At 58.8% G+C, this 23,805-nt stretch carries 18 protein-coding genes and 1 tRNA gene; 11 read left to right on the forward strand and 8 right to left on the reverse strand.

Going from position 1 to position 23,805, the window contains the following annotated elements:
• The 4 genes from L1A08_RS13230 (at position 1) to L1A08_RS13245 (ending at position 3,400) form a co-directional block, all read left to right on the forward strand.
• Positions 1–1,122 carry a glycosyltransferase family 4 protein gene (locus L1A08_RS13230; RefSeq protein WP_238756905.1) on the forward strand — a complete coding sequence of 374 codons (1,122 nt, stop codon included), beginning with the start codon at positions 1–3 and terminating at the stop codon, positions 1,120–1,122.
• Positions 1,123–1,141: 19 nt separating this feature from the next.
• Positions 1,142–2,194: an ABC transporter substrate-binding protein gene (locus L1A08_RS13235; protein ID WP_238756906.1), complete on the forward strand. Its 1,053-nt coding sequence runs from the start codon at positions 1,142–1,144 to the stop codon at positions 2,192–2,194.
• Positions 2,195–2,499: 305 nt separating this feature from the next.
• Entirely contained in the window at positions 2,500–3,267 is a 768-nt protein-coding gene (locus tag L1A08_RS13240; RefSeq protein WP_238756908.1) for an SDR family NAD(P)-dependent oxidoreductase, read from the forward strand.
• Positions 3,268–3,326: 59 nt separating this feature from the next.
• Positions 3,327–3,400, forward strand: a tRNA-Val gene (locus tag L1A08_RS13245).
• A gap of 49 nt (positions 3,401–3,449) precedes the next feature.
• Here L1A08_RS13245 and L1A08_RS13250 read toward each other — a convergent pair.
• Complete coding sequence (locus L1A08_RS13250) at positions 3,450–4,205, reverse strand: hypothetical protein (RefSeq protein ID WP_238756910.1); 756 nt, start codon at positions 4,203–4,205, stop codon at positions 3,450–3,452.
• 283 nt (positions 4,206–4,488) lie between these two features.
• On the opposite strand from L1A08_RS13250, the gene L1A08_RS13255 reads away from it, so the two are divergent.
• Positions 4,489–5,637: a 1-deoxy-D-xylulose-5-phosphate reductoisomerase gene (locus L1A08_RS13255; protein WP_238756911.1), complete on the forward strand. Its 1,149-nt coding sequence runs from the start codon at positions 4,489–4,491 to the stop codon at positions 5,635–5,637.
• Positions 5,625–7,631, forward strand: coding sequence for a M50 family metallopeptidase (locus tag L1A08_RS13260; RefSeq protein ID WP_238756913.1), 2,007 nt, complete (start codon positions 5,625–5,627; stop codon positions 7,629–7,631). Before L1A08_RS13255 ends, L1A08_RS13260 begins: the two co-directional genes overlap by 13 nt.
• A 252-nt stretch (positions 7,632–7,883) precedes the next feature.
• Here L1A08_RS13260 and L1A08_RS13265 read toward each other — a convergent pair whose 3' ends face one another.
• Entirely contained in the window at positions 7,884–8,768 is an 885-nt protein-coding gene (locus tag L1A08_RS13265; RefSeq protein WP_238756914.1) for an ATP-grasp domain-containing protein, read from the reverse strand.
• A 3-nt stretch (positions 8,769–8,771) separates the two neighbouring features.
• Positions 8,772–10,589, reverse strand: a complete 1,818-nt coding sequence (locus tag L1A08_RS13270) for a vWA domain-containing protein (RefSeq protein WP_238756916.1) — start codon at positions 10,587–10,589, stop codon at positions 8,772–8,774.
• 177 nt (positions 10,590–10,766) lie between these two features.
• On the opposite strand from L1A08_RS13270, the gene L1A08_RS13275 reads away from it, so the two are divergent.
• Both L1A08_RS13275 and dnaA read left to right on the forward strand, forming a co-directional pair.
• Positions 10,767–11,735 carry a GNAT family N-acetyltransferase gene (locus L1A08_RS13275; protein WP_238756918.1) on the forward strand — a complete coding sequence of 323 codons (969 nt, stop codon included), beginning with the start codon at positions 10,767–10,769 and terminating at the stop codon, positions 11,733–11,735.
• Positions 11,736–12,322: 587 nt separating this feature from the next.
• Entirely contained in the window at positions 12,323–13,828 is a 1,506-nt protein-coding gene (dnaA, locus tag L1A08_RS13280; protein ID WP_238756919.1) for a chromosomal replication initiator protein DnaA, read from the forward strand.
• A 17-nt stretch (positions 13,829–13,845) separates the two neighbouring features.
• Here dnaA and L1A08_RS13285 read toward each other — a convergent pair whose 3' ends face one another.
• The gene (locus L1A08_RS13285; protein WP_238756921.1) at positions 13,846–15,192 is read right to left on the reverse strand and encodes an MFS transporter; all 1,347 of its coding nucleotides are present in this window, start codon (positions 15,190–15,192) and stop codon (positions 13,846–13,848) included.
• Between the two features lie 207 nt (positions 15,193–15,399).
• Here L1A08_RS13285 and L1A08_RS13290 point away from each other — a divergent pair, with 207 nt between their 5' ends.
• Both L1A08_RS13290 and L1A08_RS22740 read left to right on the forward strand, forming a co-directional pair.
• Positions 15,400–16,794 (forward strand): MBL fold metallo-hydrolase, encoded by a 1,395-nt coding sequence (locus tag L1A08_RS13290; RefSeq protein ID WP_238756923.1) that lies wholly within the window; start codon positions 15,400–15,402, stop codon positions 16,792–16,794.
• A 170-nt stretch (positions 16,795–16,964) separates the two neighbouring features.
• Positions 16,965–17,087: a hypothetical protein gene (locus tag L1A08_RS22740; protein WP_261362876.1), complete on the forward strand. Its 123-nt coding sequence runs from the start codon at positions 16,965–16,967 to the stop codon at positions 17,085–17,087.
• A gap of 20 nt (positions 17,088–17,107) precedes the next feature.
• On the opposite strand, the gene L1A08_RS13295 is transcribed toward L1A08_RS22740, so the two are convergent.
• On the reverse strand, positions 17,108–18,724 hold the full coding sequence (locus L1A08_RS13295) for a hypothetical protein (RefSeq protein WP_238756925.1): 1,617 nt from the start codon (positions 18,722–18,724) through the stop codon (positions 17,108–17,110).
• An 81-nt stretch (positions 18,725–18,805) separates the two neighbouring features.
• Here L1A08_RS13295 and L1A08_RS13300 point away from each other — a divergent pair, with 81 nt between their 5' ends.
• Positions 18,806–19,627, forward strand: a complete 822-nt coding sequence (locus tag L1A08_RS13300; RefSeq protein ID WP_238756927.1) for a sugar phosphate isomerase/epimerase family protein — start codon at positions 18,806–18,808, stop codon at positions 19,625–19,627.
• Positions 19,628–19,765: 138 nt separating this feature from the next.
• On the opposite strand, the gene L1A08_RS13305 is transcribed toward L1A08_RS13300, so the two are convergent.
• From L1A08_RS13305 to L1A08_RS13315, 3 genes are all read right to left on the reverse strand, one after another.
• A complete protein-coding gene (locus L1A08_RS13305; protein WP_238756929.1) occupies positions 19,766–21,277 on the reverse strand; it encodes a sugar ABC transporter ATP-binding protein in 1,512 nt (503 codons plus the stop codon).
• Complete coding sequence (locus L1A08_RS13310; protein ID WP_238756930.1) at positions 21,274–22,380, reverse strand: substrate-binding domain-containing protein; 1,107 nt, start codon at positions 22,378–22,380, stop codon at positions 21,274–21,276. Before L1A08_RS13310 ends, L1A08_RS13305 begins: the two co-directional genes overlap by 4 nt.
• A gap of 212 nt (positions 22,381–22,592) precedes the next feature.
• Positions 22,593–23,795, reverse strand: coding sequence for a lactate racemase domain-containing protein (locus L1A08_RS13315; RefSeq protein WP_238756931.1), 1,203 nt, complete (start codon positions 23,793–23,795; stop codon positions 22,593–22,595).
• Positions 23,796–23,805 lie beyond the last annotated feature (10 nt).

The following is a 23,805-nucleotide window of genomic DNA, read 5'->3' on the forward strand; positions in this document are numbered from 1 at the left end:
ATGGAACCCCAACGACTCCGCGTGCTGACGATGATGGAGTTTCCCACCGCTCTCGGCGGGGAACGCTCGCTCCTGTCGGTCGCCGGGCAATTACGGGAGCAGATCGAGTTTTCCATTCTCGCCCCACCCGGCGGCGAACTGCAGACGTTGCTTGAAACACGAGACCTGCAGCACCTCCCCTTCTCTGTGCGAACGGAAGCGGGTGTCCGCCGCAGCGATGAAGAACTGCTCCGCGAACTCCAGCCGCTCATCGAGGGGAAACGTTTCGATCTCCTCCACGCGAACAGTGTAACGCTCGGTCGCTTCCTCGGACGACATCGCGATCAGTTCGATCTCCCCGTCACGGCTCATCTCCGCGATGTGATGAAGCTGTCGAAGACCGCAATCCGGGATCTCAGTTCTCTCGATCGTCTGATCGCCGTTTCCGGTTTCGTTTGCGATTACTATCTGAAACTCGGCGTGGAACCCTCGCAGATCGTCCGCATCTACAACGGCATCGATCCGGTGAGCGAAGAAACACCCTGCGATATTCGCAAGGAGATCGGCTGTGGTCCCGAAACGAAACTCGCGGCGACGATCGGTCAGATCGGGCTTCGCAAAGGACATGATACGCTCATCGCTGCGTTGCCGAAGATCGCGGTCGCTCATCCTGACTGGCAGTTTCTGATCATCGGCGAACGCTTTTCGGGTAAACAGGAGAGTCGCGACTACTTCGAGTCCCTGCAGGCCGCCGTTCATCAACACGAGTTGACCGCTCGGGTTCACTGGCTGGGAACCCGCAGCGATGTCCTCGGCATTCTGCCTCAGACCGATCTGCTGATCCACCCGGCTCGTCAGGAGCCGTTCGGGCGCGTCCTCCTGGAAGCCGCGATCACGCGAACGGCGATCGTCGCCACCGATGTCGGCGGGTCGCGGGAAATGCTCGACGACACCGCTCTGCTCGTCCCGCCCGATGATCCGGCTGCCCTCGCCACGGCCTGTCAACAGGTGATGGCCGACGCCAACCTGCGAAGTCAACTGGCCGAGCGAGCCGCGGCACGAATCCGCGAGCAGTTCTCGCTGCAACGAGCCGCGTCGGAGCACCGTGCTCTCTGGGAATCCGTTCTCTCCAGTGGAACGTAACTGGAATGCGAATTCACTTATGAGTATCGTGAAGGCTCACCAGATCACATCATGTTACACATCCAAAGAGGGACGTTCCGTGCTCACTCGCATTCTTGCTCTCTGCGCACTGGCCATGCTGATGGCCGGCTGCAATAACAATCCGACTCCCCAGGGCGAAGCCGGTTCCGGCGGCGACAAACTTCAGATCGCCGTCATTCCCAAGGGAACCACCCACGAATTCTGGAAGTCGGTCCACGCCGGCGCCCGTCAGGCCGCCGAGGAAGCGGGCAATGCGGAAATCATCTGGAAAGGCCCGCTGCTCGAAAACGACCGCGACGGACAGATCAGCGTCGTTGAAGATTTCATCGTCAAAGATGTCGACGGCATCGTGCTGGCTCCGCTCGATTCCTCCGCCCTCATCGACAGCGTGCTGCACGCCTCGGAAGAAGACATTCCGGTCGTGATCTTCGATTCCGGCCTGGCCGATGAATCGTCGATCGTCAGCTATGTCGCCACCGACAACTACCGCGGCGGCCAGCTTGCCGCCGAACGCCTGGCCGAGTCGCTCGACGGTAAAGGCGAAGTCGTCATGTTCCGCTACAACCCCGGCAGCGAAAGCACCGAACAGCGGGAAGAAGGTTTCCTCGACAAGCTCAAAGCCGACTATCCGGACATCAAGGTCATCTCGTCCGACCAGTACGCCGGCACCACGCCCGAGTCGTCGCTGGAGAAAGCGACCGAAGTCCTCGACAAGTACCGCGATGAAGTCGACGGCGTCTTCGCCGTCTGCGAACCGAACGCGACCGGCACCCTCGGCGCTCTGCGGGAACTCAACCTGCTCGGCGAAGTGAAGTTCGTCGCCTTCGACCCGAACCCGGATCTGATCAACGCCCTCGAACAGGGGAACGTCACCGGAATCGTCCTGCAGGATCCGGTCACGATGGGCTATCAGGCCGTGAAAACCCTGCTCGCCAGCATCAACGGCGAAGAAGTCGACAAGCGAATCAAAACCGGAGAGTACGTCGCCACGCCGGAGAACCACGAAGAAGAACAGATGCACAAGCTATTGCACCCCGTCCAGGTCGACTAAGTACGACGGGTGCCATGCCCACGCTCGCGTGGGCATGCTGTCCGAAAGGGTCACTCCGAAAGATTCGACGCAGCCGCTGAATCAGCGATGTTCCATGGAAGTTGAAATCAACGGCCCGCGAAGCATGGACCCCGCATTCCCCCTCACCCTAACCCTCTCCCCCGGCGGGGGCGAGGGGACTGCTGTGTGGTAACGACTTAAGGCCCCACCTGCGTCAAACGGCAGCCTCCCACGGCTGCGCCGCCCCGATAGCGGAGCTATCGCGGCCACCCCTGAAACCTTACCCATTGTTGAACGAGTCACTCATGAGCAATCGAGTCGCCATTGTCACCGGAGCAGCCAGTGGGATCGGACTGGCGACCGCGCAGCTGCTGGCTGAAGAGGGCTGGCAGGTCGTCACCTGCGATCTGCATCCGCGGCCCTCTGGGACGAAGGAGATCCCCAACTGGAAAGAACATCTGCTGCTCGATGTGACCGATGTGTCCCATCTGCAGGGACTCATCGACACGGCGGCCCGGCACGGCGAGATTCATGCACTCGTGAACAACGCCGGCGTCAATCATGTGGGGGACATCAGCGAGATCGCCGAGAAAGACTGGGACCGCACGCTGAACACAAACGTGAAGGCGGCCTTCTTCGCGATTCAGGCCGTGCTGCCGCACTTCCGGAAGCGGGGCGGCGGCGACATCGTCAATATCGCCAGCAATGCCGGGCTGCTGCCGCGAGCTCACGATCCGGTCTATTCGATCAGCAAGATGAGCCTGGTCAGCCTGACGAAATCGGTCGCACTCTGTCTGTCGAAAGACAATATTCGCGCGAACTGCATCTGCCCGGGGCCTGTCAAAGATACTGGAATCATCAACGCCGACCTGGCAGCAGCCGAGGATTCCGAGGCGACGGCTCAGTCGTTCATCGCCGCCAGTCCGCTGGCAGCCGCCCAGGGACGCATGGTGACGCCGGAGGAAGTCGCGGCCTCGGTGTTGTACCTGCTGTCGGACGCCGCCCGGATGATCACCGGCACCGCAATCGCCATCGACGGCGGCAAATCGCTCGGCGTTCCCCCGAAGCGGTAAGTTCCTGCCGGAGAGACGATTGACGCGACGGCGAATTCGCCGTAAATTGGGACCCACACGGGCAATTGGCACAGCTGGCTAGCGCGCTACCTTCACACGGTAGAGGTCACAGGTTCGAGTCCTGTATTGCCCACTTTTGAAGCTCCAAACCGCAAGGGTTTGGAGCTTTTTTCGTTGAACCGTCATGACCGTTTATCAAGTTGTTCAATCACGTCGATGATCTGCGAGACATATCCTCTTGTCTTGTCGAGATCAAGCTGTGATCCATTTGCATGGGCGAACTCATTGCGCTCGTCGAGCGCAAGGACAATGCGACGATGGATTGGGTCGCCGATGAACGGTCTAATTTTGTCAATTACTAGTCGTTCGTTCGGGTAATTGCCCGTCCAGAAATCCGCTTTCTCCGTGACGGGAGAATAGAACTTGCCTTTTCGATCTTTAACTTTGGTTAAGTCTGCATTGAACTCTTGGAGGCGCCGATTGACGATCCAACCCTGCAAATAGTCCATGCAAAGTGCCCACGCATTTACGATTGTCGCCCTAAACGCCTCCACCCGAAGGCACTGAAGCATTTCGAGGTAAAACGCGTTGTGGCCGATGATCTGAGTCAGATTTTTCACACGCGCCGATATCGCATCGTCGTTGAGCACCGCCACATTCAATCTTTCTGTCTCATGCATCAGTGAGTTTCTTGCAGATTTAATATGCAAGAGGATCCCTTCAAAGTGCTCGTCACCGACAACACCATTCCCGAGTCGCTGCCTTGCTGACTGCAAGTGTGCATGAGTTATTGAAAGCTGCAATCGCTCAGTGTAACGCATGCAATTTTCAACGGTTCCCCGAAGGTAATCTCCCCAACCGAGCTTTCTTTGGATCTGAATTGCGCCGTCGAGTACTTGAAACAAATAATAATAGTCGTGTACACGATACTCCCGCATTGGTGCTCCTATTGAACGGGTGACGAATCGCTCGAAATTCCGGGTTCGCCCTGCGTTTTTCAGTCCCCAAGTTTAAGGTTGGACAATTGTAAACGTACGAGATAATTCCTGCACCACACACCGACGCAACGAGGACGGCGAGCTCATAAAGGTCAGTTCAACGCTCCATCTCTTCACCTCTCTTGTCCCAAACCCCGCTCACACACTACAGTCCGCAGATTGAGCCGGTCTGTTGGGGATCGGGGCTGTTTGTGAGGTTTTCTGTCGTCGCCAAGTCGTTTTCATGAATCAGATTGCGCTATTGGGGGCGACCGGCTCGATTGGCACCAGCTGTCTGGATGTCGCTCGCGTGCATGGCGATGCCGTCCAGGTGTTCGCGGTTTCGGCGAACGGCAGCTGGCAGAAGCTCGCGAAGATCTGCCACGAATTCCAGCCGAAAATCGCGATTCTGGCCGATGAATCGTGCCGCCCGAACGTGAAGTTCGACGAGTTCCCCGCTGGCACTGAGGTCCGCTTTGGAGCCGAGGCTCTCTGCGAAGTTGCCGCCGATGACCGGGTCGATACCGTGGTCGCGGCCATTGTCGGAGCAGCCGGGCTGGGCAGCTCGCATGCGGCTGTGAAAGCCGGCAAGCGGGTCGCGATCGCCAATAAGGAAACCCTGGTGGTCGCCGGGCCGATCATCATGCAGGCGGCTGCCGAATCGGGGAGCGAACTGATCCCCGTCGACAGTGAACACTCGGCGATTTTTCAGGCGTTGCTGGCCGGTCGGAAAGAGGATGTCGCTCAGATCGTGCTCACCTCCAGCGGCGGGCCGTTTCGGGAGAAATCACGGGACGAAATCGCCTCTGCGGGCCCGAAAGCGGCTCTCAAGCACCCGACCTGGGACATGGGGCCGAAGATTACCATCGACTCGGCGACGCTGATGAACAAGGCTCTCGAAGTGATCGAAGCCCGGTGGTTGTTCAATTTACAAGCCGAGCAGATCGATGTCGTCGTGCATCCACAGTCGATCGTCCATTCGTTCGTCGAATACCGCGATGGCTCGGTGATTGCTCAACTCTCGCCGCCCGACATGCGACTGCCGATTCAATATGCGTTGTCGTATCCCGAACGCTGGGAAGCAGTTGCGCCGCGATTTGACTTCAAATCGGCGCAGAGTCTTGATTTCGTGCCCCCGGATCTCGAAAGATTTCCCGCACTTCAGCTCGGTTTCGACGTAGCCAGACAGGGCGGAACCTCCGGAGCGGTCCTCAACGCCGCCAACGAGATTGCCGTTTCACGGTATCTTCAGGAGGAACTTTCCTTCTATGATATCGCCAACGTCTGCCGGGAAGTTCTGTCCCGACACACATTCCACGCTTCTCCCTCACTGGAAGAATTAGTCGCGCTCGATGACTGGGCGCGTAAGGAGACAACTCAGTGGCAACCCTAATCGCTGCCAGCGTCCTCGCGGTCAGTCTGAGCAGCATTCAGAATATTCTCATCGTCGCGCTTGGACTCGGGCTCGTCATCTTCTTTCACGAACTCGGCCACTTCGCCGTCGCCAAATGGTGCAACGTCAATGTCGAACGCTTCAGCATTGGCTTCGGCCCGATTCTCCTTTCCTGGAAATGGGGCGAAACCGAGTACGCACTCTCGCTGATTCCCTTCGGCGGCTATGTGAAGATGCTCGGCCAGGACGACGCCGATCCTTCGCAGCTGACCAGTGAAGAAGTCGCGGAAGACCCGCGTTCCTACATCGCCAAAAACGTGCCGCAACGGATGGCGATCATCTCCGCCGGCGTGATCATGAACATCATCACCGGCATGCTGTTCTTCGCCTACGCCTTCCAGGTCGGCATTCAGGTTCCGCCTTCGGAGCTTGGCACCGTGATTACCGGCAAACCCGCGTGGAAAGCCGGGATGCAGGAAGGCGATCGCATCACAAGCATTAACGGCCGCGATGCCAGCACCTTCGGCGACATCATCCGGGCGACGGCTCTCAGCTCCTCGGATTACCTCGATGTCGAAGCGGTTCGCTACACCGGCGAAACCTTCACCGCCCGCATCTATCCGGAAATGAATGGCACCCGCCGTGAAATTGGCGTCGAACCGATTCGTGGACTTCAGCTGATTCCGGCTGAACTGGCCCCCAAGGGGAACGCCACGCTGGCCGGCTCGGCTGCCCGTGGAGCAAAGCCGCCGTTTGAACCGGGCGACCGCATCGTGGCCGTCGACGGGGAAGAACTGAAAGGCTTTGCCGAACTGCAGGACACGCTTGCCAAAAAGCGGGACCAGACCGTCACGTTCCGTGTGACTCGCGGTCAGAAATCCAGGGATGAGCTCGATATTACGGTAGAGCCGCAGGGATTCCGTACGCTCGGATTGTGGATGGACATCGGCCAGACCGAAGCGATTCAGGTTGGTTCCCCGGCTGAAAAAGCGGGCTTCAAGCTCGAAGACAAGATTGTCCGGATCGAAGACCTCGATGTCGGCAAGGATATCAACCCGCTGACCCTGCCGGATTTCTTCGCCGAGCGAGCCGGTCAGGAAGTGAAAGTCGTTGTCGTCCGCGAAGAAAAGGGATCGGGCGCGAAGAATCATGAACTGACCATCGTCCCGAGCGAGACGCCGGGCTGGATTGAACGTCCGAGCTCCCCGAATGCCCCGCTCTCCGTCCCCTCGATCGGCGTGGCGTTTCATATCATTCCGACCGTGTTGAAGGTCGAAGAAGGCAGCCCGGCGGAAGGCAAAATTCAGGCCGGCGATCAGATCGCTCAGGTCGAACTGGTCCTGCCGGAAGGAACCAAGGAAGCCGACATCCTCGGCACCCTCGACCCGGTCACGCTGCAGCTCGATGACTCGAATCGCAACTGGGCTTACGCCTACTGGAAGATGCAGGAAGCCAACAGCCGCAATGTTCGTCTGAAGCTGAGCCGCACCGGCGAACAGGCGACGACCGTCACGCTGCAGCCGGTTCGTTCGGAAGAATGGTATCTGCCGACTCGCGGCATCATGGTGAACCTGCTGGCTGTCGATCAGAAAGCCGACTCTTTCGGCGAAGCCCTGCAGATGGGCGTGACGCATTCGAAGAACTCGGCTCTCGACATCTTCCTCACGCTGCGAAATCTGGTGACGCAGAATCTGAGCGTGAAAGAACTGCACGGCCCGATCGGCATCGCCCGCGTGGCCTATCAGGTGTCTCAGCAGGGGCTGGCGGAACTCTCGATGTTCCTCGGCTTCCTGAGCATCAACCTCGCCGTGCTGAACTTCCTGCCGATTCCCGTCCTCGACGGCGGCCACATGGTGTTCCTGTTCTACGAGGGAGTCACCGGGAAGAAGCCGAGCGAACGCGTCCTCATCGCCGCCACCTACATCGGCATGGCCTTCGTGCTGAGCCTGATGGTGCTAGTGATCTTCCTCGACGTCTTCGTACACGGGTTCTAATCCACAACAGTAGATCCCCGTAGCAGCGGCGTCCCAACGCCGATTAGACGTGACAAATTTCAGGGCGTCGAACAGTCATGAACTCATGGCTGCTTCGACGTTTTTTTATGCGCGACGCCGTTCGACATGACAACACGCAATCGGTGGCAAGATGCCTCCGTTACCGATAGGCGGATTCGCTGTTGAGATGATTCCCTTCTAACCCGAATCGTAGCGGCGGCAACTTGCGCAGGATGCCGCCGATTGCGTGTGTCATGTTTCAAGCCAGGTGAAGAGATTCTGTGGGACCGAGATGCCAGTCGTCTTTTCGAAGCTCTTCCAGCCCGGGCAGGCGTTGACTTCCAGAATGCGGAGGATGCCGTCCGCGTCGTACATCAGGTCGACGCCGCCAAAGACCACGCCGGTGGCCTCGCAGGCCGCCCGGGCCAGTTCGGCTTCATGGCTTTCCAGGTCATGAGGGTGGGCGATCCCCTCCTGAGCGGCGTTGGTGCGGAAGTCGTTTACGGCGCTGCGGCGAATCGCGCCGAGCGGCTGCCCGCCGATCATCATGACGCGCAGATCTTCCCGAGCTTCCGAGAGAAATTTCTGAACGAAGAGTACTGCTCCGATCTGCTCCCACGCCTGAAACACCCGACGTGCGGTTTCGAGATCCGTGACACGAATCATCCCCCGCCCTTCGGCTCCGAACAACGGCTTGGCGACGACATCTCGTCCCAGTTCTTCGAAGGCGACGAGAGCCTCCTCTGCGGTTTCGCAGCTGATGCTTTCCGGCACCGACAACCCTGCGGCGGCACATCGCGACAGCGTGAGAAACTTGTCGATGGCACACTCAATCGCTTTGGGGGGATTGATCACTCGAACGCCCTGCTGCTCCAGTGTCCAGAGAAGATCCATTCGCCAGATCACCTGTTCGAGCGAACCGGGCGGCATGGCCCGCACGAGGCAGACGTCATAGTCTGTCAACTGCCGTGGAGGATCGTTTTCGGAGAGCGTGCAAACGGAAATTGATCCGGTCGACAGGCGGCATCGCAGTTGATCGAGCGTGAAAACATCGCAGTCATGCCCGCGGCCGTGTGACGCCGCGAACAGTTGTCGATTGAAGTAGCTCTCAGGCTGGCCAAGGACGAGGACACGCATTGCTCAACGAGCCTTCGTCATGCGACCACGCAGCGTGATCCAATCGTAAATCAACGCGAACACCACGAGCAGGATGCCAATGACGATCAGCCATGAAAACGGATTATCGAGGTGAATTCCGAGCGGCGGCGCGGCGGCGCGGGGCTGTCGTTGACCGGGCAACAGCTGCGTCAGGTTCGACTCTTCTCGGTCGAAAAAGTTCACGGCAAAGGTGCCGATCTCGGTCTCGCCGTCCTGGACGGTGTAAAGTCCGACTTCGCGGCGGGGTGGGATCTCGATCGATTCCATGCGAATCAGAGACTTCTCCGTTCCCTCGTGCACCAGCAGCAGATCATTCTCGGCATCGAGCGAAGCCGGTTCGAGCGTGAGCGGAATCGATTCTTCCAGATGAAAGTTCCAGCGGCGAAAGCCCGGCTGACTGTTGCGACATTGTTCGATCAGATTCGTCCAGAAAATCGGCCAGTCCGGGCTCTCGGTGAGATTCGAAGCGGCCAGATCGATATTCATGATGTAGGCATTGGCGGCCGTTCCCGTCTTCTGTCCAAGCAGAAATGTCGATCCCGCGCTGACCAGCGGAACCAGACCATCAGGGGGAGGCTGAACCCCGCCCCAGACGACCCCCCCCAGAACGATTTCGTTCATCAGCGGATGCTGCTTTTCAACCAGATACGGACCGACGAGCATCTTTCCGGTTTCGTCTACGGTCCCCGGATTCAACGGCCCCATTCCCAACCACCACAGGGAACGTTCGGCTGGTGGGGAATCGACGGCCGGCGCCACAATCAGATCCGCGTCGCCCGGGTTTCCGAGCTGGGCTTGGGGCAGCACGCCGAGAATCCGTTGAATCGGCTCGAAGGCCGAGTGATCGGAAGGCAGCGTCAACGCCACTGTCACGAGGCGGACTTCCGGCTCCATAAGAATCAGTTGGTGATCGATTTCAAGCGGATCATTCTCCGCCTCGGCGGTGAGTCGCAGCTGTCCAAGCCCCCCGGGAACAGTCCACTGAAGAGCCGTGTCACGCCCCGGCGTCAGGTCCACGGTCTCTTCGATGACTTTGTGGTCGCCCGCTACGCCCGCCAGCTGAACCTCCTGCTCGTCTTCTCCGAAGTTGACGAGCCGAACGTAAACGGTTCCTTCTCCGGTGTCCGCATCAAACATCCAGCGAGCTGTGGTGATGGCGACGTTGCCGAGTTTCCGGCCGAAGGAGACCGTTTCCATCCGCTCCGGAACCGGCACGGCCTCGCCGGGAAGATGATCGGTCAGAAAGACGAACCTCCCCTCCTCGCCGGCCAGCTGAGCTCCCAGGTCCCAGGTGGAGGCGAAGTCGTGTGCGGGAGCCTGAGGCTGCCATTCTTTCAATGCGTTCAGCATCTCCGGCCACTCGGCTCGGGGGCCGGCCAGCAGCGTTGGTCGCAGTCCGCTTTGCAGAACAGACACCACGCCGCCTCGACCGATGCTCTCTTCCTGTTCGCGAATCCATTCCAGAGCGCGTTCCCGGCTTGATTGTCCGGAACTGACAGCCGCCATGGACGCGGAATCGTCGAGGACAAGAACGAGGTGGTTCCGTGTGAGATTTTCATTGCTGCGGGGATCGGCCAGCAGCAGGGAGATCAGCAGCGCAGCCAGCAGTTCCAGAATGAGGGATCGCGTAATCGGCAATCGTTCGCGGCGGCGACCGGGGGAGTCTTTCTTGGTTTCCTGTGTCCAGAGATGCAGCCCGGCCACCTGCAGCGGCGGAAAGCGACGATGATAAAGATGGATGATCGCGATGACGGGTAAGGACAGCAGGCCGAGCAATCCCCAGGGATTGGCAAAATACATTCTTCATCCCCTGTGTTACCCGGATGCAAACTCTGCGAAATGGATCGACTTGAACGTTTACCCGATGACTGGAAAGCACCCGCGACGGTTTGTCCGGAATGCGTTATCATTTCCGACAAACCTTTGAGTCCGTTGATGACAAACCGCCACCCCGCGGCTGCGACCAGGTGATCATTCATGATGTCGTACACCATCCGTCCGGCGGAAACAACTAACGAACGTCGGCAGGCGTTAATGCTGCTGATGCACGAAGCGGATCGGCCGTCGCCCGACGAGGACATCGCTGAGGCACTGAAACAGGCCGATCGCGGCGAGATCGATTTGTCGCATCTTCTTATCGCTGCGGCCGACGAACAGGAGACGGAACGGAAGTTCGTTATTTTCGGCTCGATCCTGATGATTGTCCAGCCTGACGCCACCGGCCTGACCTGGGCTCCGATGCTTTGTGACGAGATCGCGACACGAAAAGACTCTGCGGCGATCCACAACGCGCTCATTGAAGCGGAAGTGCAAAGAGCCCTGGAAGCCGGTTGCACGTATCTGCAGGCCAGTGTCGGCTTGAAACAGGACGACCGGGCGGCGAGTCTGCTGAGGAATGGGTTCGTGGAACTGGGCAACATGGCTTTCATGCAGCGGCCATGCCCACGCGGCCTACAGAGCCTATGGCGATCCAGCGACAGCGGATCCGACGTCGAGCTCATCCCCTACTATCTGGCGATCAACGACGAGCAGCTGGCCACACTCATCGAGCAGACCTACGAAGAATCGGATGACTTCCCGGAGTTGCAGGGATATCGGACCGGCCTGCAGGCCGTTTTGTCACATCGAGAACAGGGAGAGTACCAGCCGAATCAGTGGTACGTCATTCGCACGAACAGGGAACCCGTCGGCGTGCTGTTCTTTTCCGGTCACGAAGAGGTGGGACAGGTCGAGTTAATCTATGTGGGAATCATTCCCCGATTCAGGAAACAGGGGATCGGAAAAAAAGCGATTGCACTGGCGTTGAGTCGGCTGGACGGCGAAAAGAAAACCGTCTTTCTCGGCGTCGACATCAGAAACCGGCCTGCAGTAAAGGTTTACAATTCGCTGGGCTTCATCTCCATCACGACTCAGCGCGTCTTTTATCGAATGGTGCAAAAACAGTAGCGGGAAACCCACCATGTTTTGGACATCGACCGAGAGTCCACTTCAGCGACTGCAGATGCTGCAATCTCATACCGTGGAAGACCTTTCGCACTGCCGCCGCTGGTCTCCAAAATCTGACCTTCTTAATCTCATTTTTACATTTGACAGACCGCCGCAGATCGATAGGATCAGTCCCGCTGAGTGAGAACTCCTGAGACCTCGCAACGAAGCTTTCCCCGTTCCCGTCGATCGACAAAGAATGGGAATTTTCCGAAAGTTTGCACAGTTTCAGGACCCTCCGGCCGGTCGGCCGGATCAAGCCTTTCCGTCATTATTTTACTTGCCGACGTAATCATCTAACGATCATCAGAATCCAGTCCTGCAGAGCGGTTTTTCTGTTCCTGCCCGCTGGCGTTCTGTTTGCTCGGAACTGAATCCCGGGAAATAGACTTAGCGAACGAGTCTATCAGGGTCACCCGCTGTACAAGGATGTGATTTCAATCACAGTGCTCCCTTGATCTCTGTCTCCGCCTGCGGACAGATTCTCTGAACGGACCTGCCAGGGTCCTGATCGTGGTCGTTGATCATGTCGTACATGGGGACGCACGATGCCACCCGAATGGAGTCATTCGAGCCATGAAGTTTCCACAACTGATAATGAGCCCTGCAGTCGACTGGCCGAACAGTTCCAGCGACGACTGCGAAGTGTCATCGGGGAACTGCGCTACGAAAAATGGTTTCACAATCGCACGACCGCGTCCATTGCAGGAGATGTGCTGACAATCGGGGTGGCCAGTCCATTCCTGATGCAATGGATGCGAAAAGAGTTCCAGCAGCCCGCCATGCTGGCCGCCCGGGAGTCTCTCGGTCTTTCCGCACAGGTTCGGTTCGATGTCGATCCGGCAGCAGCCGCACAACTTGCGGAGATGCAGGCCCGTCTCGACACTGATTCCACAGCAGTAGAGTCGCCGGCCAGTGCGACAGTTCCGCCAGCGACAGTTCCGCTGAACGGAGCGACTCCCGCTAGTGATGCGCGACGGGATCGACCAGCCGCCAATCGCCTCGCGCCGCGTCGACGCCGCTTCGCCAGCCTGGATGACTTCGTCACCGGGTCGACCACGCACGTCGCGCACTCGATCGCCAAAATCGTCGCCGAGCACCCCGGCGAGCAGTACAACCCGCTTTACTATTATGGTGGAGTCGGGATTGGCAAAACGCATTTGCTCGAAGGGATTCACCGCGAGGTTCGGAAGCACTATCCGGACTGGAACGTGTTGTCACTCACGGCTGAAGCGTTCGGCAACTACTACACGAAGGCGCTGCAGGAGCGATCGCTTCCCGCCTTCCGAAAGCGGTTCCGGTCGGTCGATGTGCTCATCGTTGATGACATCGATTTTCTGGATTCCAAGAAGGGATTCCAGGAAGAGTTCTGCCATACGTTGCAGGAGCTGATTTCGTACGGGCGTCAGGTTGTGCTCGCAGCCGACCGGCATCCGCGGATGCTGACGCATGTTCGTCCGGAACTGAGCACCCGGTTTCTTTCCGGACTGGTCACGCGGCTCGAAGCGCCCGATCTGGAAACTCGCAAACAGATCGCATCCCGCCAGTGTATGAAAATGTCTCTGCCGGCCACCGAAGATGCGATCGAGTTCGTGGCGACCAAGTTCTCTCGAAACGTGCGGGAACTTATCGGAGCGCTGAACTGCCTGCAGACTTATCATCATCTGACGAAACGGACCGTCGGCATCACTGCGGCCCGGGAGGTGTTGAAAGATCTCGAACGTGACTGCATGCGAATCGTGCGGGCGACCGATATTCAGCACGCTGTCTGCAATTTGTTTGGTGTGCAACAGGAAGACCTGATCTCACCGCGCCGTTCCCGAAACCTGTCGCAGCCCCGAGCCGTGGCCATGTATCTGACCCGCCAGTGGACACAGGCTGCCTATCACGAAATCGGCAAGCAGTTTGGCGGTCGAAATCACAGCACGGTGATGTCCGCCGAGAAGCGGATGAAAGAAATGCTGGCTCGGAACGAATCGATCCAGATCTCGACCCGTCAGTGGTCGACTCAGGAAATCGTCTCCACACTCGAGGAACAACTGCAGGTCGGCTGACCGCCCGCTCAAGGCGGTCAGGCTTCGGACCGAGAGTTGTCGAGTTCGAGCCGGGGTTCATCCATCCGGAAGGTGAGTACGCCGGAGAGCAGGACGACGCCGGAGATCACAACGAAAATGACATGGTGATTCCAGTCGATGAGATACCCGACCACCGGCGCGAGGAACAACGGTGCCGCCATGCAGACGTTGAGCGTGCTCAGATAATGCGGATGATGTTCTTCGTGGACCAGTTCCAGCACATAGTTGAACATGGTTTTAATCGTCACCGGCGTTAATCCGAGCATCAGGAAGGTGATGGCATACCAGATTCGCTGATCGGGTTCGAGAACTTCCGAGAGTGTGAGCGCGACAAGCGGAACCAGAGCCATGGCGAACGTTTCACAGCGGATCACAATCCGGTAGCCGTAGCGATCGCCGATGTATCCGGTGATCCAGCTGAAGACCCCGACCGAAAGGTTCTGGAGAATGACCCAGATCATCAGGTCTCGCGGCCCCGCATTCAGCACGGAACGTCCCAGCCATTGATAATGCGGGAACAGCAGCATCGTCGACATGAAAAGCATGGCCACGACCGCGACCCGCTGCATCGAACGCTGTTCCCGGAGGGTCCGCCAGACGTTGCGAAACAGTCGTCCCGGATGCGATTCGGCCTGTCCTCTCTCCCCGCGAGGTTCGTGCACGAACCAGAGCAGGAATGACGAGAGGAGAAAGCAGAGCGATGTGACGCCAAAGATGCGGGCGAAGCCGCGGCCATCCGGGAGGGCCAGCCAGTCGGCGAGAAAGAACCAGGCTCCGGCCATCGCGACCAGTGACCCCGCCATTCCGGCCAGCGACATCAGTCGCCCCCGGCGATGCGGTCGGATCAGTTTGCCCTGAAGGGTATTGAACGACAGCTGGTTCACTCCCGTGGTGGCGAAGAACATGGCGTATAGAATCAGAAAGACCACTGGCAGCCACGGCATCGGTTCCCGACCGAGGTTCAGGCAGAGAAACGCCAGGACGCCGAACAGAAACGCCATCAGCATCGAGGTGTTCATCAGCATCCGGGATTTCAGCGGAGCGTTTCGCAGGCTGGCCGACGCCAGCACCGGGGCGACACTCTGGCTGATGCGATTGAGGACCGGCAGACAGCCACGAATCCAGCCGGCTCCGGCGATGGTATCGAGAAAAGCCGGGATGATGACCGTTTCGGTTTTGAAGATCCACGCGAGACGCAGCAGAACGTGGTGAGCGGCCAGAACGAGCAGGTTTCTCAGCTCCCACTTTGCCTTTTCTTCATGCGCATCGACGACGGCATCGGTTTGGCGCAGTACAGCGGGAGGCGGCAACGGGAGGCCCGTCGCTGTTTCGTTCTGACTCATTCCATTACTCTTGGTCTATCGAAGCGATCGCTCGGGAGGCTCCTGATGCGATCGACTGAAGGCGGGAGAACAGCCGCGATCTGACGACTGAAGTGACCTCGAGTCTGAGGAGATCGTCGAACCCTGTCCAGAGTTCAGACTCTTCGGTTAACGATAACGTAACGCAGCCGCCGCAGAATTATAGACCGCTTCCGAGTCGAGACGTCCATGAAACTCACATTCCACGGAGCCGCCGGCGAAGTGACCGGCAGTCAGCATCTGCTCGAATCGCAGGGGCGCAAGATCCTGTTCGACTGCGGCCTGTTCCAGGGGCGGCGAGCCGAGTCGCGTCTCAAGAACGAGAAGTTCGGTTTTGATCCCCGTGATATCGACGTTGTCATTCTCTCCCACGCCCACATCGATCACAGCGGAAACCTGCCACGACTCTATCGCCTCGGCTTTCGCGGCCGGGTCTTCTGCACCCCCGCCACAGCCGACATCGCTGAGATCATGCTCCGCGATTCGGCCAAGATTCAGCAGGAAGATCAGCGATATCTCTCGCGGCACCTTAAACGAGGCCATCCGCCGATTGAACCGTTGTATGACCAGGACGACGTGAACGGCCTGATGGAACTGTTCGAGCCGCTGGAGTTCGATGTGCGTCATGAAATCAACTCCGAGTTTCGGATTCGCTTTCTCAACGCCGGTCACATTCTCGGCTCGGCCATCACGGAAGTCGACCTGGAAGAAGACGGCGACTGGAAACGGATTACGTTCAGCGGAGATCTGGGACGACGTGATCTTCCGCTGTTGCCCGATCCGAGTCCGATCGAACGCTGCGATGTGCTGATCTGCGAGTCGACCTACGGAAACCGGGTGCATCCTCCGAGCAGCGATATCAAGCAGGAACTGCTGCGGATCATGAAAGAAGCTCTCGCCGTTGGCGGCCGTGTGATCGTCCCGGCGTTCGCGCTGGGGCGGACGCAGCAACTCGTCTACTTTTTGAATGAGCTGTACAACTCGGGCCAGCTGCCGCCGATTCCGGTCTTTGTCGACAGCCCGCTTTCATCGCGACTGACTTCGACGTATCGGGACCATCTCGGCAGCATGGACGACGATGTCCAGCGAATGCTCGTCGATGACCTCGACCCCTTTGGCTTTCCCTGGCTGCGTTACATTCAGTCGCCTACCGAAAGCAAGGAGTTGAACGATCGCGAAGGGACGATGCTCATCATCGCATCGTCCGGCATGTGCGAGAACGGACGGGTCGTGCATCACCTCGTTCATTCCATTGCCGAGGAGCGGAACACCGTCGTCCTGATGGGCTTTCAGGCCGAGCATACCGCCGGACGCCGAATTGCGGAGCGACGAAAGACGGTTCGCTTCTTCGACCGCGACTTCCGGCTCAACGCCCACGTCGAGAAACTGGAAGGTCTCTCCGCTCACGCCGATGTGAACGACTTCCGCTGGTGGTTTGAGCAGGCCGTCAACGCCGGTGGAGTCGGACAGGCTTTCCTGGTTCACGGCGAACCCGAAGCCGCCACCGCACTGGCCGACGTCGTAAGAGACTACTGCGACGAAGATCCAATCATCCCTCAACGCGGGGAAAGCTTCGAAGTCTAGAGCGAATCGCTCGCCCGTATGTCCGCATAGACTCGAGTTTTCGCCTGAAACGCGGCAACTTATGCGGACGGAACGGCTACACCATTAAGTGAACTGCTCGAGCAGCAAGTTCAAGATTCGACTGCGGGCGTTTGCAGGAGCAAACTCAGCAGGGCAAGAAAATGGTGCACATGCGACTGCAGGAGAAGCATGAAAATGCTTTGAACTGCCAGGACGAGGCGTCAGCCAGCGATGACTTCACCCTCGACGGCCATTCCCTCGTTGAGGCTTCGGGTGAGAATGACGAGTGGTGATGTGCGTCGTTGGAGGCCGATCAGTTGAACTGGGGGATGACGACGCCGCTGCGGCGTTTCGGGCGGGCCTGAGGCGTGCCGGGTTCCGTCGCGGGGCCCTCGGCTTGAGGATCGTCGATACCGAGGGCGACTTTCAGTTCGATCACAGGCTCCGGATCGAGATAGCGATTAACCAGTGCCTGCGCTTCCTCAGCCTCTTTACGAACCTGGCTGGCGGCAACACGGTTGCCAAGTGCTTCCAGTCGGGTTTCCGCCGCCACGCGAATCAACGTCACCTGCCTGGTGAACAGTTCGGCATTCGGCAGTGTTTCCATCTCTTCGAACAACGCTTTCGGGTCGACCTCCTGCGGTTCGTCGATCAGCTTGCGGATGGCGGCCATCAGTGTGGCTCGTTTGGCCGTTACGCGGAGCAGTTCCGCCTTCAACTGCCCCAATCTTGTCTCGGCTTCGACGCGAGCGGAATCATCGGGCACGGTCAGGTCGATGCTCGCTTCGCTCCCGAGCAGATACGGCACCCGGGCCACGACAACGTCTTCGCTCATTACTTCCAGCTTCACGAGTTCGGTACCAAGTTCCTGAGAAATCTCACTCGACTTGAGTTGAAAGCGGCCGTTGCGATCCGCGAACCGAACCACTGAAGGAACAATCGGTTTCCGCGGCGCCTTCCCATCTTTGTTCTCCGTCTTCTCCGCCGACGGTGCGGCTCTCCACGGAGAAACCAGGACGCGAGCCAGTTGAAAGTCGCGGATGAACTCCCCTCGCGTGCTCACGTGAGTCGCGGACGTTCCGAACCGGCGGGACACCTGATAGGCCATCACTTCCACGCGCCGCCGGGATTGCGGAATCGCGTTGCGAAAGGCCGAATGGATCTGCATCTCGACAAAGGCTCGATTGCGATCGCTAACTTCGAGATACGTCCACGGCAACTCCTGACGCGTAATCAGGTTGCCGTCGCGATCGAAGTACAGCAGCAGGACCTTGAGCATGTCTCCGGGTTCGAGCAGAGCGAACGACTGATCGATCACGCCGAGTTCGCCTCCCATTAACGTCCCGGCGACCACTTTGAAATCAACGTCGCGAATATGCACAACCGCTCCGTAATTCTCCTGCATCACAGCCGCCAGCTCAATCGGCAGCAGCTGATCCGATCGGACGGTTCTGGCTTCCATCTCCAACCACTGGTTGGTCAGAGCAAGCCACCGGCGTGATTCCACGATCCAGTCCCCGGACTGCCTTGAGAGCCTCACCTCCACGGAAGTCGACCCCAGACGATGCAACTCGGGATCCTTCACCGACGTGGTTCTCTCTTCGGGGAATTCATCCCAGTCCTGCCGGGCGTGAACGTCCAGTTTCCATTCGACCGCTTTCCCCCAGCCATTGGCAAGATGACGCACGAGCAGTTCTCGCCAGGTCTCGATTTGGCCGGCGGAGATATCCCGAACGGGAACATACAACTGGATATTGAGCTCGGCAGCCGTCAGCTCAAGGGGGGCCGGCTTCGACCCTGCTGGTACGGTTCTCGGAGTCTGACCGACCACCAGTGCTGGTGTCAGTAGAATAGCGAGCAGAATGAACACGATGCGGACCACAGAAATCGCTCGACTTGAGTGACAGGCGATGTGCGAAGAGGACGGCATTCATGATACACTCCCCGAAGAGTGAGAACGACTCCGAAGTCGAAAGAGAATTCGCAGAGTACAGAACGGAGGAGCAACAGAATGAGACTGGGATTGATCAACTCCGCCTGGGCCCAGGCGGGTCGCGACACGGCCTGGGGCATTCAGAAGACGAAGGAAATTGGCTTCGACTGCATCGACATCTTCGCCGATCCGTTCGATATCGACATTCGCGAACGGCTGCTCATTAAACGGGAATGCGATCGCCTTGAACTGCCGATCGTTTCCGTCTGCTGCGTCGCTGTCGGCCTCATCGATTTCAATCCGAGTGTCCGTCGGTTCCATCTGGAGCGGTGCATTGCCTATCTCGACATGTGCTACGAGTACGAAGCCGAGAATTTACTGCTCGTCCTCGGGGAATACATCTGGAACAAGGAAGTCATTCCCCCCGACGAGCAATGGAATCTCGGGGTGGAAACCTGCCGTGAGCTGGCCGACTACGCCGATTCGCTCGGGCTGAAGATTGCCATGGAACTCGAACCGTTTCCGCTGTCGCTGCTCAACAGTGTCGAGACGATGGACCGGTTTATCCGCGACGTCGACCATCCGGCCTTGCGGGCGAATATCGACATTTCGCATCTGCAACTGGCCGATGTGCAGGCAGACGAACTATCGCGGCTCAAAGGGAAAGCGATCCACGTTCACATTTCTGATTGCGATGGCAAAGTGCACGGCGACCTGCCGCCCGGCCGCGGCGTGGTCGACTTCGGCCCGTATCTGGATGAACTTCAGAAACTGGAGATGGACGGAACGGTTTCGATCGAACTCGAATACTCTCCCGATCCCAACAACATCGAAGCCTGGGTGCGGGAGGCGTATGAGTCGACGGCCAAGCTGATGAAGCAGCATGGATTGAGAGACTAAGAGCCAGAAGTGAAGCAAAAGGATCGTGCGGGGCGGGCCCGACTTATGGGATGGTCGATCGTCCGCCCGTCGCACTTGGCGCGGCCTCTTGTGACTTCGTCATCCGGCCGTCGATGACCGGGCCGCCCGTTTCAGCAGTTATGCGGTGGCGAGGTCCATCACGGCGGTTTCGCTCAGTTTGTCCCGCGGAACTTCGCCCGTAATCCGGCCTTCCCGCATCACAAGCACGCGATCGGACAGGCCGATGATCTCTTCCATTTCGGAACTCGCGAACAGAATCGCCACGCCTTCGCTGGCGAGTTGATCGATCAGGCGATAGATCTCTTCCTTGGCTCCAATGTCGATGCCGCGAGTCGGCTCATCGAGCAGAAGAACGCCGGGTTTGAGCGCCAGCCATTTCGCGAGGACGACCTTCTGCTGATTCCCGCCGGAGAGCAGGCCGGCCAACTGTTCGCGGCCCGCCATGCGGATGCCGAGTGATTCGCGGAAGCTGTCGCAGAGCGAGCGTTCTCGACTGCGGTTGACCAGACAACCGGCTACCGCGTCACTGGTGAGGCTTGGCAAAGAAACGTTCTCGCGAATCGTCATCTCGAGAATCAGTCCCTGTTGTTTCCGGTCCTCCGGCACCAGCGCCAGTCCGGCACGAATCGACTCACGCACATCGCCCGCGGCAAGAGGATGGCCGTCGACTTGGATGGATCCAGACAGAACCGGATCGACGCCAAAGATCGCGTGCAGCAGTTCGCTGCGTCCCGCTCCCACGAGCCCGGCCAGGCCGACGATCTCGCCGCGTTTGATCGTCAGACTGTTGGACTCCCCCGGCCAGGTCGTCGTCATCACGCCCTTCACCTGCAGGGCCACCTCGCCCGGAGTGTGAGAGTGTCGCTGATAGAACCGCGAAACATCCCGGCCCACCATCCGGCTGACCATCGCGTCGTGAGTGATCTCGCCACGCTCCAACTCGCCGGCGTTCCGGCCATCACGAAGCACGGTCACGCGATCGGCCATTCGCTGAATCTCGCCGAGTCGGTGCGAGATATAGAGAATGCTGACCGACTCCTGCCGCAACTGATCGATCACCTGCATCAGCGATTCGGTTTCCCGCTGCGACAGCGAAGACGTCGGCTCATCCATGATGAGGACACGGGCGTTGATCGAGAGCGCCTTAGCAATCTCGACCAACTGCTGTTGACCGATCGGCAACTCGCGGACGAGGGTTCGCGGCGAAACATCGAGCCCCACGCGACGCAGATGTTCCCGGGACTGCTCCTCGAGCTCTTTGCGGCGGATCCACCCTCCGACATTCGGTTCGCGGCCGAGAAAGATATTCGCAGCGACGTCGAGGTTATCGGAGAGATTCAGCTCCTGATGAATGAGCGCAATCCCGACATCGAGAGCATCATCGACCGAACGAAACTCGACCGGCTGGCCGTCGACCAGTAACTGACCGACATCCGGACTCTGCACGCCGGCGAGAATCTTCATCAGCGTGCTTTTGCCCGCTCCGTTCTCGCCAACGACGGCCAGCACTTCGCCAGCTGCAACGTGCAGATCAACATGATCGAGAGCGGTGACGCCAGGGAATCGCTTGGTGATGTCTTTCGCCTGCAGCCGGGTCGCCGGAGGAGCGGCTGGGACAGCGGACGTCATTCCGTCAGTTCCTTCAGATTGGACCAGAACTCTTCGACCTGAATCTCGCGCTCGTTCTCGGGATCGACCTCTTTCTTGATGACGCGAGCCGGGAAGAGAATCGTATCCTCTTCTGCGACAAGCACCCCTTCGGTCTGTTCCATCAGCTTCGAGAGTTCTTCACCGCGAGCGAGTCCAGACAGAATGCGAATCGACTCGTAGCCGTACATGTAAGGATTCTGCACCACAGTCCCGTAGATTTCCCCATCCACGATTCCCTGCAGAGTCCCCTTCTCTTCATCGAAGCCGACGACTGCGATCTGATCCAGCTTGTCGGCTTCTTTCACCGCCTGCAGACAGAGCGGCGGGTTATACGCGAACAGTCCGACCATGCACTTCAGGTTCGGATGCTTCACGATCGAGTCGGCTGCGTCCGCTTTCGCCTTGGCGAAGTCGGCTCCGTCGGTGCGGGTGTCGAGAATGGTATACTTGTCGTTCTTGACCGGCTGCCCGGCTGGATCTTCCCGCGTCGGATCGGGCTCGCGTCCGAGGACGGCATCAATCACGCCCTGTCGCCGCTGACGGGCATTGAGCTGGTCGAGGTTACCCACAAACAGCATCACTTCGCCACCATCGGGAATCGCTTCCCGAACGAGCTCCCCGCAGGCCAGACCGGCGTCGTAGTTATCGATGCCGATGTAGCAGAGGCGGTTGGTCTTCGGGGCATCGGAATCGTTGGTGATCAGATTCGTCTGCTCGGCGGCATTGTTGAGCATGTCGAGCTGACCTTCCTGATCGATCACCGTGATGGCGATCCCGTCAATTCCGCGAATCAGCAGGTCCTCGACAATTCGCTTCTGGCCGGCGGCGTAATCGGTCGGCATGAAGAACTGCACGTCGGCATTGAATTCTTTTCCGGCCGCTGTGGCGCCTTTCTCGGCCACTTCCCAGAACGAAGCGACGACATTGGTAATGAATGCCAGGTCGACTGTTTCGTCAGCCGCCTTCGTCGTTCCGCCAGAGCTGCCCGGACCAGGTTCACTGCATCCCGACAGAGACAACGACATTAGCGTGCAGGAAACGAAACAGCAGGCTATGAAACCGCGAACGGACGGAAACCGCATGGGACAGGACCTTGAATCAGAGAAGCCTCTTCGAGAACGACCGGACAGAACGTCCATCAATTTCAGTTGATGCAACGTACCAGAAGCGCAGGCGGATTTCCCGCGTGAACGGGAAAAATCTGTTGGAGAGGGCGTCACAACCTCAAAGTCCGGTGCCCTGCCTGCTTCGCGATGCAAGCATGGCACCGGGGATGATCCGCTGAAGCAATCAATCAGTTCTCGGTGTCGACCCAGGCGAACTGGCCGCCATCGAGAACGGCGTAGGTGGTTCCGCCCTGCAGGGCACTTCTGAGTTCGTCGGTATCAGCGAGCGGAATGCAGAACAGATTCTCGACGATGTCCTGTTCGAGTCGACTCAGCAGGTACACCCGATACCGGCTCGCCAGACCGGCCAGGGTAGCCACGGCTCGGCTCGCAGGGGACTTGCTGCGATTCAGATTCCGCATCACCTCGTCGCTGTCGCCGGACGATTGAATCGTCTCCTGCAGACCTTCCGGGAAGTCCTTGAGATCCGTCACGAGCAGTACGCGGCCATCCTCGGAGACCAGCTTTTCAGCCGCGCGACAGGCCCGAGCGGTGGAGAACCACGCGTCGCCGGCTTCGAGACTCGGTACGGAAACGATGACTGTTTCCGCAGGGGTGGAAATCGACGAACGCCAACTGGAGTTGAGTCGCGACACAGATTCGCGATACACAGAATCGCTCGCACCCGCAATCACGTGAGCCAGCTTGCCAGAGCCGGACGGGATGACCTGCACTGAAAACTGCAGGCCGAGCAGCCAGCCGATTTCATCGATCATCTGTCGCACACCGAACGATTCATCAGGCGAGAGTTCCTGACTTCCCGGTCCACTGAATCGGGTTTGAGCTTCCTCACCGCCAAAGGCCGGGTAAACGGTCGAGTTGGTGCCGCGATAGCCCCAGCGATCATCGAAGCCGAACCGTCCGATCGTGACGACATAGTCGGCTTCGCCAATCTCTTCGGGCAGATAAATTCGCTGTCCTTCGGCCGTCGAAGCCAGATAAACCGATCGGCCCTGCATCGCTTCGTCGAAGGCGATCACCTTATACGGCAACGAAGAGCTTTCCGCCGCGGCTGTTTCCGTGCCGACACCGTTAAGGACCACGTGCAGCTTGTCGGCTTCGACGCCGCGTGATTCGAGCTGGCGTCCCAGAGCGCGAATGATCTCGTCCCAGGCCGGAGTGCCGGCGTCGATGACAAGCGTGACCTTATCGCCCGGGACCACGGCATCGCCGACCGGGGGATAGTCGAGCGGCGTCGCCAGAGCCTCTTCAATCGCCCGGACTGCGTCGTCCTGAGCTTCCGGGCCGGACTGCTTCCAGAGAACATGTTCCTCGGGAAGTTCAAACTGAAACGACTCCCCAGTGCCATAATGAATTTCGAACTGTGCCACTCTTCGTTCC

The sequence above is a fragment of the Rubinisphaera margarita genome (assembly GCF_022267515.1).
Lineage (GTDB): Bacteria > Planctomycetota > Planctomycetia > Planctomycetales > Planctomycetaceae > Rubinisphaera > Rubinisphaera margarita.